This window comes from Duganella sp. CT11-25 (assembly GCF_047302815.1).
GTDB lineage: Bacteria > Pseudomonadota > Gammaproteobacteria > Burkholderiales > Burkholderiaceae_D > Rugamonas.
Genome location: NZ_JBKBFD010000001.1, coordinates 5,912,720 through 5,928,859 on the forward strand (window position 1 = coordinate 5,912,720; position 16,140 = coordinate 5,928,859).

The following is a 16,140-nucleotide window of genomic DNA, read 5'->3' on the forward strand; positions in this document are numbered from 1 at the left end:
TATCTTTATCATCTCCGCGACACATAGAAAAGAGGACTGAATGGCGAGTAACAACGTAGCCCAATTTGCCACCGAACTGAAGATGCCTGCAGATTTGCTGCTGACGCAGCTGCGTTCTGCCGGCGTCGAGAAAAGTTCGACGTCAGATCCATTGTCGAAAGATGATAAGGATAAGCTGCTGGATCACCTGCGCCGTACCCACGGCGCATCGGCTGATACTGAAAAGAAGAAGATCACGCTGACGCGCAAAGAAACCACTGAAATCAAGCAGGCCGACGCCAATGGCAAGGCCCGCACGATTCAGGTCGCTGTGAAGAAGGTGCGTACCTTCGTCCAGCGCGACGAGCCGGTCGCGACCGCGCCGGCGGCGCCTGCCGCCCCGGTGGTCGATCCGGCTGAAGTCGCTCGCCGCGAAGAGGAAGCCCGTAAGCAAGCAGAACTGATCGCACGTCAGGAAGCGGAACTGCGCGAGAAGCAGGAACGCCTGGCCAAGCTGGAATCGGAGAAGGAAGCGCAGGCCAAAGCCACCGCCGCCGCCGAAGCCGAAGCCAAGAAGGAAGCCGACGCCGAAGCCAAGAAGGCCGCCGTCAAGGCCGCCGCCGCCGCGACCGCTGTCGCTGCCGGCACCGCCCCGGTCGCCGACTCGGCCGCCGAGGAAAAGAAAAAAGCCGCCGCCGAGGAAGCCAAGAAGAAAGCGGCTGTCGCCGCCAAGGAAGCCGCCGAAAAAGCGGCCGCCACCGAGCTGGCACGCAAGGCTGTCGCCGACGAAGTGGCCCAGATCAAGGCCATGATGAACGCGCCGCGCCGCGCCATCAAAGCCCCTGAGCCGGCGCCTGCGCCGGTCAAGGCCAAGGTTGCCGAAGGCACGCTGCACAAGCCAGCCACCGGCGCCGTCGCCAAGCCAGGCGACAAGCCGGGCGACAAGAAGCCGGTCACCGCGGACAAGAAATCGATCAAGTCGGCCAATGTCTCGTCGACCTGGCAGGACGACGCCAAGAAACGCGGCGCACCTGGCGCAGCCAACAAAGGCCGCGGCAACACCGGTTCGACCGGTGGCCGTGACGGCTGGCGTAGCGGCGGCAAGGGTGGCGGCCGTCGTGGCTCGCACTCGGATGACCGCGAAACCAATTTCCAGGCGCCGACCGAAGCCGTCGTCAAAGACGTCTACGTGCCGGAAACCATCACCGTGGCCGAGCTGGCGCACAAGATGTCCGTCAAGGCTTCCGAAGTCATCAAGCAATTGATGAAACTGGGCCAGATGTGCACCATCAACCAGGTGCTGGACCAGGAAACGGCCATGATTCTGGTCGAGGAAATGGGCCACAAGGCCTTCGCCGCCGAGATGGACGATCCGGAAGCGCTGCTGGCGGACCAGGGTGAGCACGCTCACTTCGAAGCCGTGGCGCGCGCACCGGTGGTGACCGTCATGGGTCACGTCGACCACGGTAAAACCTCGCTGCTGGATTACATCCGCCGCGCCAAAGTGGCGTCGGGCGAAGCCGGCGGCATTACCCAGCACATCGGCGCCTACCACGTGGATACGCCACGCGGCACCATCACCTTCCTGGATACGCCGGGTCACGAAGCCTTTACGGCGATGCGTGCCCGCGGTGCGAAAGCGACCGACATCGTCATCCTGGTGGTGGCGGCGGACGATGGCGTGATGCCGCAAACGAAGGAAGCGATCGCCCACGCGAAAGCGGCCGGCGTGCCTCTGGTGGTGGCGATCAACAAGATCGACAAACCGGGCGGCAACGTCGACCGTGTGACGCAGGAACTGGTTGCGGAACAAGTGGTGCCGGAAGAATACGGTGGCGAATCGCCATTCGTGCCGGTATCGGCCAAGACCGGCGAAGGCATCGACGCGCTGCTGGAGCAAGTGCTGCTGCAGGCCGAGGTGCTGGAACTGAAGGCGCCGATCGATTCGCCGGCCCGTGGCCTGGTGGTCGAGGGCCGTCTGGACAAGGGCAAGGGCCCGGTCGCGACGATCCTGGTGCAGTCCGGTACGCTGAAGCGCGGCGACGTGATCTTGGCGGGCTCCTCCTTCGGCCGCGTGCGCGCGATGCTGGACGAGAACGGCAAGCCGATCAACGAAGCCGGTCCATCGATCCCGGTCGAAATCCAGGGCCTGACCGAAGTGCCGCAAGCCGGCGAAGAAGTCATGGTCATGGCGGACGAGCGTAAAGCCCGCGAAATCGGTCTGTTCCGTCAAGGTAAGTTCCGCGACGTCAAACTGGCCAAGCAGCAAGCCGCGAAGCTGGAAAACATGTTCGACCAGATGGCCGAAGGCGAAGTCAAAAACCTGCCGCTGATCATCAAGACCGACGTGCAGGGTTCGCAGGAAGCGCTGGTGTCGTCGCTGCAGAAACTGTCGACCTCGGAAGTGCGCGTACAGATCGTGCACGCGGCGGTCGGCGGCATCACCGAATCGGACGTCAACCTGGCGGTCGCTTCGAAAGCGGTCATCATCGGCTTCAACGCCCGTGCCGATGCACAGGCGCGCAAGCTGGCCGAGTCGAACGGCGTGGACATCCGCTACTACAACATCATTTACGATGCGATCGACGAGATCAAATCGGCGTTGTCGGGCATGTTGGCGCCAGAGAAGCGCGAGACCGTCATCGGTCAGGTCGAGATTCGCCAGGTCATCCTGGTCTCGAAAGTCGGCGCCATCGCCGGTTGCCTGGTCACCGATGGCGTGGTCAAGCGTTCGTCCTCGGTACGCCTGCTGCGCAACAACATCGTGGTGTGGACCGGCGAGATCGACTCGCTCAAACGCTTCAAGGACGACGCCAAAGATGTACGCGCCGGCCTGGAGTGCGGCCTGTCGCTGAAGAACTACAACGACATCCAGGTGGGCGACTCCCTGGAAGTGTTCGAAGTTCAGGAAATCGCCCGTACGCTGTAATCGCAGGCGATCAGAGCAGTATCTGGTAAAGTGGACGGGGGCATCAGCTCCCGTCCACTTGCCGTTTTAGGGAAAGCAGTACGTATCATGGCAAAACATAGCAAAAACATTCCACAGCGCGGTCAGCGCGTCGCCGACCAGATCCAGCGCGACCTGTCCGAAATCATCGCCTACGAGTTGAAAGACCCGCGCGTCGGCATGATCACCATCACCGAAGTCCATGTCACGCCGGACTACGCCCACGCCAAGATCTTCTTCACCATGCTGAAAGACAGCAAGGAGCAGGTCAAGAACACCATCGACGGCTTGAGCGCGGCGGCCGGCTACATGCGCGGCCAGCTGGGCAAGCGCTTGCACATCCACACGCTGCCGGCGCTGCACTTCGTGCACGACACCTCGACCGCGCGCGGCATGGAGTTGTCGCTGCTGATCGACCAGGCCAACAGCACCCGTTCGCTGGACGACGAAGGCGACGCGCCCGCAGAAGGCAAGGCTGAAGAATAAGCCGTTGCGGCTGCACCTATGAAGCAAAATCATCCTAAAAAAGTCCGCGACCTGGTCGACGGCGTGCTGCTGCTCGACAAGCCGGTCGGCTTCTCGTCCAACGATGCACTGATCAAGGCCAAGCGCGTGCTGAACGCCAAGAAGGCGGGCCACACGGGCACGCTGGATCCGTTCGCCACCGGTTTGTTGCCGCTGTGCTTTGGTGAAGCCACCAAGTTCTCGCAGGACTTGCTGGAATCCGACAAGACCTACGACACCACCGTGCACCTGGGCCAGACCACCGACACCGGCGACACCGAAGGCGAAGTGGTGGAGACGCGCGAGGTCAATGTCACGCTGGAGCAGATCCACGCGGTGCTGGAAAAATTCCGCGGCCCGATCGCCCAGGTACCGCCGATGTACTCGGCCCTGAAGCGCGACGGCAAGCCGCTGTACGAATACGCCCGCGCCGGCATCACGCTGGAGCGCGAAGCGCGCAACGTCGTCATCCACAAGCTGGAGCTGGTTGCGTACGAGGCGCCGTTCCTCAAGCTGTCGGTCACCTGCAGCAAGGGCACCTACATCCGCGTGCTGGGCCAGGACATCGGCGAAGCGCTCGGCTGCGGCGCCCACCTGAACGCGCTGCGCCGCACCCAGGTCGGTCCGCTGACGATGGAAAACATGATCACGCTGGAAGCGCTGGGCGCGCACGCCGAACCGTTGAGCCTGCTCGCTCCGGTCGATGCGCTGCTGGCCAGCTTCCCGGCCGTGCGACTGAACGCCGAGCTGGCCAAGCGCTTCCTCAACGGCCAGCGCCTGGCGCTGGGCAAGGAGCCGGTCTCGGTACCGGCGGAGCAGGGCAGGGTGCGCGTCTACCTGGACGACAAGCTGCTGGGCACCGCCATCCTCGGCGAATACAGCATCCTGGCGCCGGAGCGGCTGATCGCCTTCGTCGCCGAATAACCCGGTCGGTGTCAGTGCCGACATTCGGACATTTGGGAACTTGTTGGAGTTGAAAAAGTTCCCCGATGTCCGAATGTCGGCACTGACACCATGGGGGATAAGCAACTCTTTGAAAATATTCAGGAAACCGGCGAGATAGTTGCAACGCAACATGCTATACTAGCCGGCTTCCCGTACAGTTTGTACGTACCCGCAGTTTTTCAGCATATAAAACCATCATGTCTACTACAAAACGCGCTATTCGCAACATCGCCATCATCGCTCACGTTGACCACGGTAAAACTACCCTCGTGGACCAACTGCTGCGTCAGTCCGGCACCTTCCGTGAAAACCAAGCGGTCGATACCCGTGTCATGGACTCGAACGACCTCGAAAAAGAGCGCGGCATTACGATTCTGTCGAAGAACTGCGCTGTCGAGTACGAAGGCACCCACATCAACATCGTCGACACCCCAGGCCACGCCGACTTCGGCGGCGAAGTCGAGCGCGTGCTGTCGATGGTGGACTCGGTTCTGCTGCTGATCGATGCCCAGGAAGGCCCGATGCCACAGACCCGCTTCGTGACCCGCAAGGCACTGGCGCTGGGCCTGAAGCCTATCGTTGTGGTCAACAAGGTCGACCGTCCGGGCGCGCGTCCTGACTGGGCGATCAACCAGACCTTCGAGCTGTTCGACAAACTGGGCGCGACCGATGAGCAGCTGGACTTCCCTATCGTTTACGCTTCGGGCCTGAACGGCTACGCCGGCCTGACCGAAGAGGTGCGCTCGGGCGACATGAAGCCGCTGTTCGACGCCATCCTGGAACACGTTCCTGTGCGCGACGACAATCCAGAAGGCCCGCTGCAGATGCAAATCACGTCGCTGGACTACTCGTCCTACGTCGGCAAGATCGGCATCGGCCGCGTCAACCGCGGCACCGTCAAGGTTGGCCAGGACGTTCTGGTCATCAATGGCCCAGGCGCCACCCCGATCAAAGGCCGCATCAATCAGGTGCTGAACTTCAAGGGCCTGGAACGCGTGCTGGTGGACGAAGCTGTTGCCGGCGACATCTGCCTGATCAACGGTATCGATGAAATCGGCATCGGTTCGACGCTGTGCGCACTGGATACTCCTGAAGCGCTGCCGATGCTGACCGTCGACGAGCCTACCCTGACCATGAACTTCATGGTCAACAACTCGCCACTGGCCGGCCGCGAAGGCAAGTTCGTGACCTCGCGCCAGCTGCGCGACCGCCTGGACAAGGAACTGAAAGCCAACGTCGCGCTGCGCGTTGCACAAACCGACGACGACACGATCTTCGAAGTGTCGGGCCGCGGCGAGCTGCACCTGACCATCCTGATCGAAAACATGCGTCGCGAAGGTTTCGAGCTGGCCGTATCGCGTCCGCGCGTGGTGTTCAAGATGGTCGATGGCGTGCGCCACGAGCCGTTCGAACAACTGTCGGTTGACGTCGAAGAAGCCAACCAGGGCGGCGTGATGGAAGAACTGGGCCGTCGTCGTGGCGACCTGCAGAACATGGAATCGGACGGCAAGGGCCGTGTGCGTCTGGAATACCGTATTCCTGCGCGTGGCCTGATCGGCTTCCAGGGCGAGTTCATGACCCTGACCCGCGGCACCGGCCTGATGAGCCACGTGTTCGACGCTTACGCGCCGGTCGACAACACCAAAGGCGAACTGGGCGGCCGTCGCAACGGCGTGCTGATCTCGCAGGACGACGGCGCCGCCGTTGCCTACGCCATCTGGAAACTGCAAGATCGCGGCCGTATGTTCGTGGTCCACAACGACCCGGTGTACGAAGGCATGATCATCGGTATCCACTCGCGCGACAACGATCTGGTCGTCAACCCGATCAAGGGCAAGCAGCTGACCAACGTGCGTTCGTCGGGTACCGACGAAGCCGTGCGCCTGGTGCCGCCTATCCAGATGTCGCTGGAATACGCGGTTGAATTCATCGACGACGACGAACTGGTGGAAATCACCCCGAAATCGATCCGCCTGCGCAAGCGCTTCCTGAAAGAGCACGAGCGTAAAAAAGCTTCCCGCGACGCGTAATAGCTTGCCGCGAGACTAGAGAAGCCGCCTTTCGAGGCGGCTTTTTTACATTCATACGTTTCGTTTGCCTTTTCCTTGCCGCTGGGGTACTTTGGTGCATGGCAGCATAAACGCATGGAGGATAGCGGTGAGCGACGACAAGACCAATCCCTGGCTGAACTGGCCCGGCAATCCCTTCACCCTGGCCCAGCAAGCCACCGACTACTGGGTCGACGCCGCCCAGCGCTCGATCCTGTTCATGGACGTGCTGCGCCAGCGCGGCGACGAGCGCAACCACCGCGCCGAGCAGACCGCGCCGCACGTGCTGAGCTTCGCCTTCGACGTCGTCATGGACGGCCGCCACCTGGAGCGTCCCGTCAACTACGGCCTGTGCTACATCGCGCCGCCGGACGGCATCGCGCCCGATCCGACCAAGCGCCCCTTCATTGTCTTCGATCCGCGCGCCGGCCATGGCCCCGGCATCGGCGGCATGAAGCAGGACAGTGAAATCGGCGTGGTGCTGAAAGCCGGCCATCCCTGTTATTTCGTCGGCTTCCTGCCGCATCCGGTGCCCGGCCAGACCATCGAGGACGTGTGCCGCGCCGAAGCCAGGTTCATCGCCAAGGTGGCCGAGCTGCATCCGCTGGCCGACGGCAAGCCGGCGCTGATCGGCAACTGCCAGGCCGGCTGGCAAATCATGATGACCAGCGCGCTGCACCCAGACCTGGTCGGCCCGCTGGTGTTGGCCGGCGCGCCGCTGTCGTACTGGGCCGGCGTGCGCGGCAAGAATCCCATGCGCTACCTGGGCGGCGTGCTCGGCGGAACATGGATGACGGCGCTGGCCGGCGATCTCGGCAACGGCATTTTCGACGGCGCGCAGCTGGTCGAGAATTTTGAAAAAATGAATCCGTCCAACACGCTGTGGAGCAAGAACTACAACGTCTATTCGAAGATCGACACGGAAGCGCATCGCTTCCTGGAATTTGAAAAATGGTGGGGCAACCCGGTGCTGCTGAACGCCGGCGAGATGCAGTACATCGCCGACTCGCTGTTCGTCGGCAACCGCCTGAGCGACGCCGCCTTGCTGGACAGCGACGGCCACCGCATCGACCTGCGCAACATCAAGTCGCCGATCGTGGTGTTCTGCTCGTGGGGCGACGACATCACGCCGCCGCAGCAGGCGCTGGGCTGGGTGCTGGACCTGTACGAGAGCGACGCCGCGCTGGTGGCCGGCGGCCAGACCATCATCTACTCGATGCACCAGAGCATAGGCCACCTGGGCATCTTCGTCTCCGCCTCGGTGGCCAACAAGGAGCACGAGGAATTCACGGCGGCGATGGACATGATCGACATCATGCCGCCCGGCCTGTACGAGGCGGTGTTCCTCGACAAGGACGAGGAAATGCTGCAGGCGGAAATCGCCGCCGGCGACATGATGGGCGGCGACTACGTGATGCGCTTCGAGCGCCGCAGCCTGGAATCGCTGCGCGCGCTGGGCGGCAACGACGCCGAGGACGAGCGCCGCTTCGCCACCGTCGCGCGCCTGTCGGAAATCAACCAGGGCCTGTACCGCACCTTCGCCAGCCCGATCGTGAAAAGCATGGTGACCGAGGCCAGCGCCGAGAAGCTGCGCGAGTCGCATCCGCTGCGCATGCGCTACACGGCGTTTTCCAGCAAGAACCCGCTGCTGAACACGATCCCGCAGATGGCGGAGCGGGTGCGCGCCGAGCGCCGCCCGGTGGCCCAGGACAATGTCTTCATGCAGATGCAGGAAGCGATGTCGCAGCAGATCGTCGATGCGCTGGACCGCTACCGCGACGCGCGCGACCAGGCCACCGAGCAGCTGTTCCTCAACGTCTACGGCTCGCCGGTATTGCAGGCGCTGGTGGGCTTGAATACCGAGGGCGGCCGTCCGCGCCGCATCGGCCGCGACATCGCGCGCGAGGCGGCCAGCACCGCGCACCGCGCCGCGCTGGCGCTGAAGACGGCGGAGGGCGGCGTGACCGAGGCCATCATCCGCGGCCTGCTGTACATTTACCGCAGCCCGGAGATGAGCGCGGCGGACGAGCGCGCCTTTGCGACGATACGCCAGCTCAAGCTGCGCACCTCGGACGACAAGGCGATGAGCGTGACCTTGTTCAAGACCCTGCTGCGCGAGCAGTACCTGATGCTGCAGGTGGACGAGGAGGCGGCGATGCGCGACCTGCCGCTGCTGCTGCCGGACGAGCCGGAAGCGCGTGCGTCGGCGCTGGGCATCGTGCGCCAGGTGGCTGGCGCCACCGGCACGCTGAGCGGCGACGGCGCGGTACGGCTGGAGCGCGTGGCCGCCATGTTCGGGCCGCAGGCGCCCAAGCTGGCGGTGGTGCGCAAGAAGAAAAAGGAAGGCTGATCAGGCCAGCGGCTTCTGCATGAAGACGCTGAGCGGATCGTCGCCGTAGTCGCCGTAGGGCGCGCAGCGGGTGAAGCCGTGGCGCTCGTACAGGCCCAGCGCTTCCGGCTGGGCCGGGCCGGTTTCCAGCACCATGCGCGCCACGCCGGCGCCGCGCGCCGCTTCTTCCAGCTTGTCCAGCAGGCGCTTGGCGGCGCCTTGGCCGCGGCAGGACGGCTGCACATACATGCGCTTGATCTCGCCATACTCCGGCGTCAGCACAACGGCGCCGCAGCCGGCCACCGTGCCCGCGCTGTCGCGTGCCACGGCGAATTTGACGTGCGGCTGCAGCAGCGTGTGCAAATCCAGCGCATACACGGACTCCGGCGGATACAGGGTCAGCTGGTAGGCGTCGAGGTCGGCGATCAGGGCGATGATTTCGGGCTGGTCTGGGGATTCAAAGGAGATATGCATGGCGGTCAGTTTGTTGGATGATTAAATCCAGTATAATGGATTTTATGGATATTAACAAACTCATTGCCAGCCGCGTGCTGGCCCTGCGCGAAGCGCGCGGACTGTCGCTGACCGCCTTGGCCGAGCACAGCGGCGTCAGCCGCTCCAATATTTCCCTGATCGAGCGTGGCGAAAGCAGCGCCACCGCCACCGTGCTCGACAAGCTGGCCGGCGCCCTGGGCGTGACCCTGGCGTCGCTGTTCGAAGCGGGCGAGGATGCGCCGGAACCGCCGTCGCCGTTCAGTCCGGCCGCCTCGCAGCCGGTGTGGACCGATCCGGCTTCCGGCTATGTGCGGCGGCAACTGTCGCCGGCCGCGCGCTCGCCGATGCAGCTGGTGGAAGTGATTTTCCCGCCGGGCCAGCGGGTCGCCTACGACCAGGTGCGGCGCGAGTCCGACGTCTACCAGCAAGTCTGGCTGCTGGAGGGCGAGATGGAGATCACGGCGGGCGAGGGCAGCTGGAAGCTGGCGCCCGGCGATTGTCTGGCGATCCGCGAGGACCAGCCGATCAGCTATGCCAATCCTGGTACCCGGTACGCACGTTATCTGGTAGCCTTAGTTACACTGCCGTTTACATTGGCTGCACAGCCGTATTTTTCTTGAGTTGGCATTGGTAGGAGGACGTGATGAAACTGGGTAATTTCACCTCTCAAGATTTGAGAAATATCAATCGCCGTGCAACTGCGCTCTTGAAGTCGCAGGAAAACCTCATTCATACTCACATTGAGCATGTCCTGCCGCGCGAAAAATTAATTGAAGGTAATACTGCAGAAAATTTGGTCGTGATTTCAAACGAAGAACATCAGGCTATGGCGCGAGCGTTCAGTAAAGAATTCGTACAGAAAGAATTTGGTCGTGAGGATTTTCGCAGTGCGTTCAAGGCAGCCTTCAAAATGGTCAACGAGAAGGTTTAAATGGCAAGCCAACCTACAATGTACGAAATACTTGTTCAAGATCCTGAAGATGTCTTGGCGGCGCTTGCTTATACGGCTTACAAGCAGCACGAATTCGAGGTGATGTCCAAAATTCAGCATGAGACACAGGCTCCTCCGACCGCAGCGGATATGGAGCAGTTCTACCGGGCCGCAAGCGCGCCAGCGATGATCGAAATGTACATGCAAAGGGCGGAACTACTGAGTAATGCTTTTCTGACCTCGTCGTTGGAAACGAAGTATTCCGAGCTTGAAGCCGCTTTCATTAATACATCCATCGGACGGCAGTTATCGGACATTCGCGGCAAACAAGATGAGCGCCGTACCTGGAAAGGTTGGGTCGCTGACTCGTTGGGCAACCTCACCGTAAACTTCGTCACTATTCTTCTTATCGCAGCGGCAGTAACCGGGTATCGGGCGTTGGATCAACTGAACGGGCATATCGGCAAGGTGTCTGGTGTTGCGGCGTCTGAGCCATCGGATGCTAAGAAACAAACGGTCGCTGATCCAAGCCGGGCGCCAGCCTCAGCCAATTGAGTCGATTGTTTCGCTGTATAATGACGGCCCCCATCCGATTCCTTTAGTTGCCGCCATGACCATCATCAACCTGCCGACCACCGACCAAGCCGCCGTAGTGCCGGGCCGCCGCCTGTCCGTCGCGCCGATGATGGACTGGACCGACCGCCACTGCCGCGTGTTCCACCGTGAGATCAGCAAGCACACCTGGCTGTACACGGAGATGGTCACCACCGGCGCGCTGGTGTATGGCGACGTCGAGCGCCACCTGCGCTTCAACGAGGAAGAGCATCCGGTCGCCCTGCAACTGGGCGGCAGCGATCCGGCCGACCTGGCCACCAGCGCCAGGCTGGGCGAGAAGTGGGGCTACGACGAGATCAACCTGAACTGCGGCTGCCCGTCCGAGCGCGTGCAGAAGGGCGCGTTCGGCGCCTGCCTGATGGCCGAGCCGCAACTGGTGGCCGACTGCGTCAAGGCCATGCGCGACGCGGTGCAGATCGACGTCACCGTCAAGCACCGCATCGGCATCGACAAGACCGAAAGTTACGACTTCGTCCGCGATTTCGTCGGTACCGTGGCCGAGGCCGGCTGCACGACGTTCATCGTGCATGCCCGCAACGCCATCCTTAAGGGCCTGTCACCCAAGGAAAACCGCGAAATCCCGCCGCTGAAGTACGATTTCGCCTATCAGTTGAAGAAAGACTTCCCTGACTTCGAAATCATTATCAACGGCGGCATCAAGACCGAGGCCGAAATCGACGAGCACCTGAAGCATCTGGACGGCGTCATGCTGGGCCGCGAGGCGTATCACAACCCGTTTGTGATGGCCAACTTCGACCAGCGCTACTATGGCGACGGCAGCGCACCGAAGACCCGCGAGCAGGTGCTGGAAGCCATGATTCCCTATATCCAGGCCGAATTGGCGCGCTACGGCGCCCTCGGTTTGAAGCTGAACTCCATCACCCGCCACATGCTCGGCCTGATGACCGGTTTGCCGGGCGCCCGCGCCTTCCGCCAGGTCTTGTCCGACTCCAAAAAGCTCGCCGCCGGCGACGCCAATCTCCTCCTCGAAGCGGCGGCACGACTGCGCATTGCCGCTTGATCTAGCCTTTCTGGCAAACAAACGACGGGACTGTTGGTATTTCCACGCAGAAAGTTCGTTTGCGTATTTTTGAGGCAGGTTTTGCTTGCTTTGAAGCAAAATTTACATCTATAATTCCTGAATATACACACATATCCACCTTCTTTCGTCTGTATATTGCGGTAAAACTACATGCAAGCAGCCGGTGGAGCCGCAAATTTTGCATTCGCAGTCATTGTTTGCTACTGTCACATCTTATTACTTAGCAGCAAGGGCCAGGTGGAGCGTGTCGTTCACAAGACGAGGCCATCCAGGGCAACTTCTATCAACAGTGTCACTTAAGAAGAAGACGAAATGAATTTAGCAAAAATGAAAGTCGGTACGCGCCTGGGCCTCGGATTCGCACTGGTGCTGTTGTTCCTGGTTGCCGTGACCACGGTCGGCATCTTCCGCATGGCGCAGATCCAGGATCGCCTGGACCACGTGATCAGCGTCAACAACGTCGTGTCGCGCCTGGTGGTCGACATGCGCGCCAACGTCGGCGAGCGCATCACTTCGCTGCGCATGCTGACCCTGATGGCCGATGCCGGCGACATGGAACCGGAAATGAACCGCATCAAGGAACTGGGCGGCAAGTACGCCGATGCGCAGAACAAACTGAGCTCGCAGTTCGCGGTCGAAGCCCTGCCTGAAGAGAAGGCCCTGCTGGCCACCATCAAGGAGCAGGAAGCCATCGCCATGCCGGCGATCGCCAAGGCGTCGGAACTGTGGCTGGCCAACAAGGCCGAAGAAGCGACCAAGGTGCTGATCAAGGAAATTCGTCCGGCACAGAAAAAATGGATGGCGGCGCTGGACCAACTGGCGACGCTGGAAGACAAGCTGAATGCACAAGTGCAGGTTGACGCCGCCGCCGGCTTCTCCAGCGCGCGCAGCTTCATGATCATCTTGGGCCTGCTGGCCGTCGGTATCTCGGTGGTTGCCGCCGTGGTCATCACCCGCGGCCTGCTGAAGCAGCTGGGCGGCGAGCCTGACTACACCGCGTCGATCGCCGGCAGCATCGCCAACGGCGACCTGTCGGTATCGATCGAGACCAGCAGCAACGACAAGGACAGCCTGCTGTCCGAGATGCGCGAAATGCGCGACAGCCTGGTGGACATCGTCGGCCAAGTGCGCACCGGCACCGAAACCATCGGCACCGCCTCGCGTGAAATCGCCGCCGGCAATATCGACCTGTCGTCGCGTACCGAAATGCAAGCCAGCTCGCTGGAAAAAACCGCCTCGGCCATGGAAGAGCTGACCTCGACCGTGAAGCAGAACGCCGACAACGCGCGTGAAGCCAACCAGCTGGCGTCGGCCGCATCGGACGTCGCCATCAAGGGCGGCAAAGTGGTGTCGGAAGTGGTCAACACCATGAGCTCGATCGACGCCTCGGCCAAGAAGATTGTCGACATCATCGGCGTGATCGATGGCATCGCCTTCCAGACCAACATCCTGGCGCTGAACGCCGCGGTTGAAGCGGCCCGCGCCGGCGAACAAGGCCGCGGCTTCGCCGTGGTGGCGTCGGAAGTGCGCAACCTGGCCCAGCGTTCGGCCGGTGCGGCAAAAGAAATCAAGATGCTGATCGATGACTCGGTCGAAAAAGTCGGCGCCGGCACCAAGCTGGTCGGCCAGGCCGGCGTGACGATGGACGAGGTGGTTGCCTCGGTCCGCCGCGTGACCGACATCATGAGTGAAATCGCCAACGCCAGCCAGGAACAGAGCGCTGGTATCGAACAGGTCAACGTTTCCATCATCGAGATGGACAGCATGACCCAACAGAATGCCGCGCTGGTGGAAGAAGCCGCCGCCGCAGCACAAAGCTTGCAAGACCAGGCCGCCGAGTTGTCCCGCGTGGTCAGCATCTTCAAGCTGGTGGAAGGCGAGGAGCGCGTCGTTGCAGCGCCGCCGCCTATCGCCAAGGCAGTGGTCAAGCCGATCGTTGCCCGCGCTCCAGTGAAGAAACTGGCGTCCTCGCCAGCGCCTGCACCGGCAGCCAAACCGAAGAAAGTCGCCTCGGCAGCCAGCACCGCCAGCAGCGATGAGTGGGAAGAGTTCTAAAACTTTGCCGCAGTCTGCCGTCGCGCTTTTGCGCGGCACATAGGCCCGCTGTGGGATTCGATAAACCAGTCTTTAATAATAATTTAGTTGGGAAATTGCATTATGAATAAGTTTGTTTTCGCTGCCGTCATCCTGTCCGCTTCGACCGCCGCTTTCGCCGGTGAAGTGCCAGCCTCGCTGGACTCGCGTAACTGCAAGGCCGAATACCCTAAAGCATCGCTGATCAATGAAGAGCAGGGCGATGTGACCATGTCCTTCCTGGTGGCCGCCGACGGCAACGTCGTGGAGTCCAAGATCGACAAATCGAGCGGTTTCAAGAACCTGGACAAGGCTGCAATCAAAGCCCTGAGCGCCTGCAAGTTCAAGCCGGGCACCAAGGACGGCTCCGTGGCCCAGACCTGGACCAAAGTCGACTATAGCTGGAAGCTGTAAGACCACGCAGCATCAAGGCGGGCCGGGCAGTGCGCTTGGCCTGAGTGCCGGATTCAAACACTTGGGGAAATCAGATGTCTACAAATAAGCGTTGGTTGAGTGTGATCGCAGCAGTGCTCGTCTCGAGCGCACCGGCAGTGTTTGCCGCTGAAGTGCCGGCCAGTTTTGATGCTAAAACCTGCAAGGCAGAATATCCAAAAGCGTCGCTGATGAACGAGGAGCAGGGCACGGTATCGATGTCCTTCCTGGTCAAGGCCGACGGCTCGGTGGCCGACTCCAAGGTCGACAAGAGCAGCGGTTTCAAGAATCTGGACAAGGCCGCGGTCAAAGCCCTGAGCGCTTGCAAGTTCAAGCCGGGCACCAAGGACGGCGCCCCGGCCGAAACCTGGACCAAGGTCGATTACGCCTGGAAACTGGACTAAGTTTTCCGCATAAGTGGCACAGCAAAAAGGAATCGCATGCGGTTCCTTTTTTTTCGCCTGTTACACCGAGTGTAACAAGCTGTAATGGGGCTCCTGCGCCATCAAACTTCCTTATATAGTACGATCTGGAACAAGGAGATTTGCCATGAAAACTATCATTGCTGCAGTCGCCGCGCTAGCGGCTTTGACAGGTTGCGCCGCCTACCCGCCGGGTTACTACGCGACGACCACCCGGGTCCAGGATCCTTATCAGTGGCATACCGTGGGGCCGGCAAGCGGCGGCGCGCAGTCCGGCACGTGGACCGAAGAGTTGCCGGCGCAGAGTTCGCGCGTGGTCTACACCACCGAGCCCGCCTACACCACGACCTATGTCGCCCAGCCGGTCTATTACGCCCCGGCGCCCGTGTATTACGCGCCGGCGCCGTCCTACTACTATCCGCCGGTGTCGATCGGCCTGGACTTCGTGTTCAGCAACCGCGGCTATCGCGGCTGGGGTGGCCGCGGCGGCTACCACCGCCGTTGATGGTCGCGACGTAAAAAATCCCGCCCAGCCTTTCGGCCGGCGGGATTTTTTTATGGGGTGGCGCCTTAGCGCAAGACGTAGATGGAAGCCTGGTTCAGCATATTCTCCGAGCACAGCTCGTAAGCCGATGCGCCGGCCAGACCGATCAGCAAGGCGCCGAATGCGATATGAAGATAGCGTGCCATGACAGGCTCCTGATTAAGTGGATCTTAAGTTGGACTAGGTATGCGTCCAGAATAATCCACCCGCCCGCTGTCAGGCATCAGCGAAATGTCCGACAAAATGTAGGACAAATGCTCGTCTCTATCTTTTTGCCAACTTTTACTTGGTTTTCCACAGCGTCACGGCGGCGGCCGGCGCGGTATCGAGCGCGTTCGACACTTCCAGCCACTGCTGGACGCGCTCGTGCGCTTTCAGGTGGATGCCGACGCCGTCGATGATGCCGACCTGGTCCAGCATATTGGCGTTGATCTTGGCCTTGGACACGGTCGGCGCGCCCGCCACCATGCGGTCGTAGGCTTTGCGGGCCTTGTTTTCCCACTTGTGCAGGCTGCTGTCGTCGAAGCGGTTGGCCTCGAAGTACACGGTCAGCGAACCGTCCGGATTGCCGTAGCCGACGATGCCGGCGCCCTTGCGGATGGCGGCGTTCTTGCTTTCGTCGAACAGCTCGGACGGGACGAAGACCGCGGCGCGGCCATCGTTATCGGGGCGGCCTACAGGCGTATCTTTGCTGTAGGTGCTGACTTCGTGGAGGGTTTTTTCTTCGGACATGACAATCTAAATATTCGGGAGAAGCGGTGTGCATGAGCATGCAAGGAGATTGTCATTGTAGCCTTAATCCAGTTCTGTCGGGCAACAGCGGCAGAGAAAATA

The 16,140-nt window shown here is 61.4% G+C and carries 15 protein-coding genes; 13 read left to right on the forward strand and 2 right to left on the reverse strand.

What is annotated here, in order from left to right; translation table 11 throughout:
• Positions 1–40: 40 nt before the first annotated feature.
• From infB to ACEN9F_RS25495, 5 genes are all read left to right on the forward strand, one after another.
• Complete coding sequence (gene infB / locus ACEN9F_RS25475) at positions 41–2,908, forward strand: translation initiation factor IF-2 (RefSeq protein ID WP_413424562.1); 2,868 nt, start codon at positions 41–43, stop codon at positions 2,906–2,908.
• 87 nt (positions 2,909–2,995) lie between these two features.
• On the forward strand, positions 2,996–3,412 hold the full coding sequence (gene rbfA, locus ACEN9F_RS25480) for a 30S ribosome-binding factor RbfA (RefSeq protein ID WP_413424564.1): 417 nt from the start codon (positions 2,996–2,998) through the stop codon (positions 3,410–3,412).
• Positions 3,413–3,430: 18 nt separating this feature from the next.
• Positions 3,431–4,354 (forward strand): tRNA pseudouridine(55) synthase TruB, encoded by a 924-nt coding sequence (truB, locus tag ACEN9F_RS25485; RefSeq protein WP_413424566.1) that lies wholly within the window; start codon positions 3,431–3,433, stop codon positions 4,352–4,354.
• 218 nt (positions 4,355–4,572) lie between these two features.
• Positions 4,573–6,405: a translational GTPase TypA gene (typA, locus tag ACEN9F_RS25490; RefSeq protein WP_413424568.1), complete on the forward strand. Its 1,833-nt coding sequence runs from the start codon at positions 4,573–4,575 to the stop codon at positions 6,403–6,405.
• A gap of 127 nt (positions 6,406–6,532) precedes the next feature.
• Positions 6,533–8,773, forward strand: coding sequence for a DUF3141 domain-containing protein (locus ACEN9F_RS25495; RefSeq protein WP_413424570.1), 2,241 nt, complete (start codon positions 6,533–6,535; stop codon positions 8,771–8,773).
• Here the strand turns inward: ACEN9F_RS25495 and ACEN9F_RS25500 are convergent, their stop codons facing one another.
• The gene (locus ACEN9F_RS25500) at positions 8,774–9,226 is read right to left on the reverse strand and encodes a GNAT family N-acetyltransferase (protein WP_413424572.1); all 453 of its coding nucleotides are present in this window, start codon (positions 9,224–9,226) and stop codon (positions 8,774–8,776) included.
• 44 nt (positions 9,227–9,270) lie between these two features.
• Here ACEN9F_RS25500 and ACEN9F_RS25505 point away from each other — a divergent pair, with 44 nt between their 5' ends.
• From ACEN9F_RS25505 to ACEN9F_RS25540, 8 genes are all read left to right on the forward strand, one after another.
• Positions 9,271–9,867, forward strand: coding sequence for a helix-turn-helix domain-containing protein (locus tag ACEN9F_RS25505; RefSeq protein ID WP_413424574.1), 597 nt, complete (start codon positions 9,271–9,273; stop codon positions 9,865–9,867).
• A gap of 23 nt (positions 9,868–9,890) precedes the next feature.
• Positions 9,891–10,178: a hypothetical protein gene (locus tag ACEN9F_RS25510; RefSeq protein WP_413424576.1), complete on the forward strand. Its 288-nt coding sequence runs from the start codon at positions 9,891–9,893 to the stop codon at positions 10,176–10,178.
• The gene (locus ACEN9F_RS25515; RefSeq protein ID WP_413424578.1) at positions 10,179–10,733 is read left to right on the forward strand and encodes a hypothetical protein; all 555 of its coding nucleotides are present in this window, start codon (positions 10,179–10,181) and stop codon (positions 10,731–10,733) included.
• A 55-nt stretch (positions 10,734–10,788) separates the two neighbouring features.
• Positions 10,789–11,814, forward strand: coding sequence for a tRNA dihydrouridine(20/20a) synthase DusA (gene dusA / locus ACEN9F_RS25520; RefSeq protein ID WP_413424580.1), 1,026 nt, complete (start codon positions 10,789–10,791; stop codon positions 11,812–11,814).
• Between the two features lie 333 nt (positions 11,815–12,147).
• On the forward strand, positions 12,148–13,890 hold the full coding sequence (locus ACEN9F_RS25525; RefSeq protein WP_413424581.1) for a methyl-accepting chemotaxis protein: 1,743 nt from the start codon (positions 12,148–12,150) through the stop codon (positions 13,888–13,890).
• 102 nt (positions 13,891–13,992) lie between these two features.
• On the forward strand, positions 13,993–14,322 hold the full coding sequence (locus ACEN9F_RS25530) for an energy transducer TonB (RefSeq protein WP_413424583.1): 330 nt from the start codon (positions 13,993–13,995) through the stop codon (positions 14,320–14,322).
• Between the two features lie 74 nt (positions 14,323–14,396).
• Positions 14,397–14,744, forward strand: a complete 348-nt coding sequence (locus ACEN9F_RS25535; protein WP_413424585.1) for an energy transducer TonB — start codon at positions 14,397–14,399, stop codon at positions 14,742–14,744.
• 145 nt (positions 14,745–14,889) lie between these two features.
• Positions 14,890–15,267 (forward strand): hypothetical protein, encoded by a 378-nt coding sequence (locus tag ACEN9F_RS25540; RefSeq protein ID WP_413424587.1) that lies wholly within the window; start codon positions 14,890–14,892, stop codon positions 15,265–15,267.
• A 321-nt stretch (positions 15,268–15,588) separates the two neighbouring features.
• On the opposite strand, the gene ACEN9F_RS25545 is transcribed toward ACEN9F_RS25540, so the two are convergent.
• The gene (locus ACEN9F_RS25545; protein WP_413424588.1) at positions 15,589–16,038 is read right to left on the reverse strand and encodes a hypothetical protein; all 450 of its coding nucleotides are present in this window, start codon (positions 16,036–16,038) and stop codon (positions 15,589–15,591) included.
• Positions 16,039–16,140: the final 102 nt, after the last annotated feature.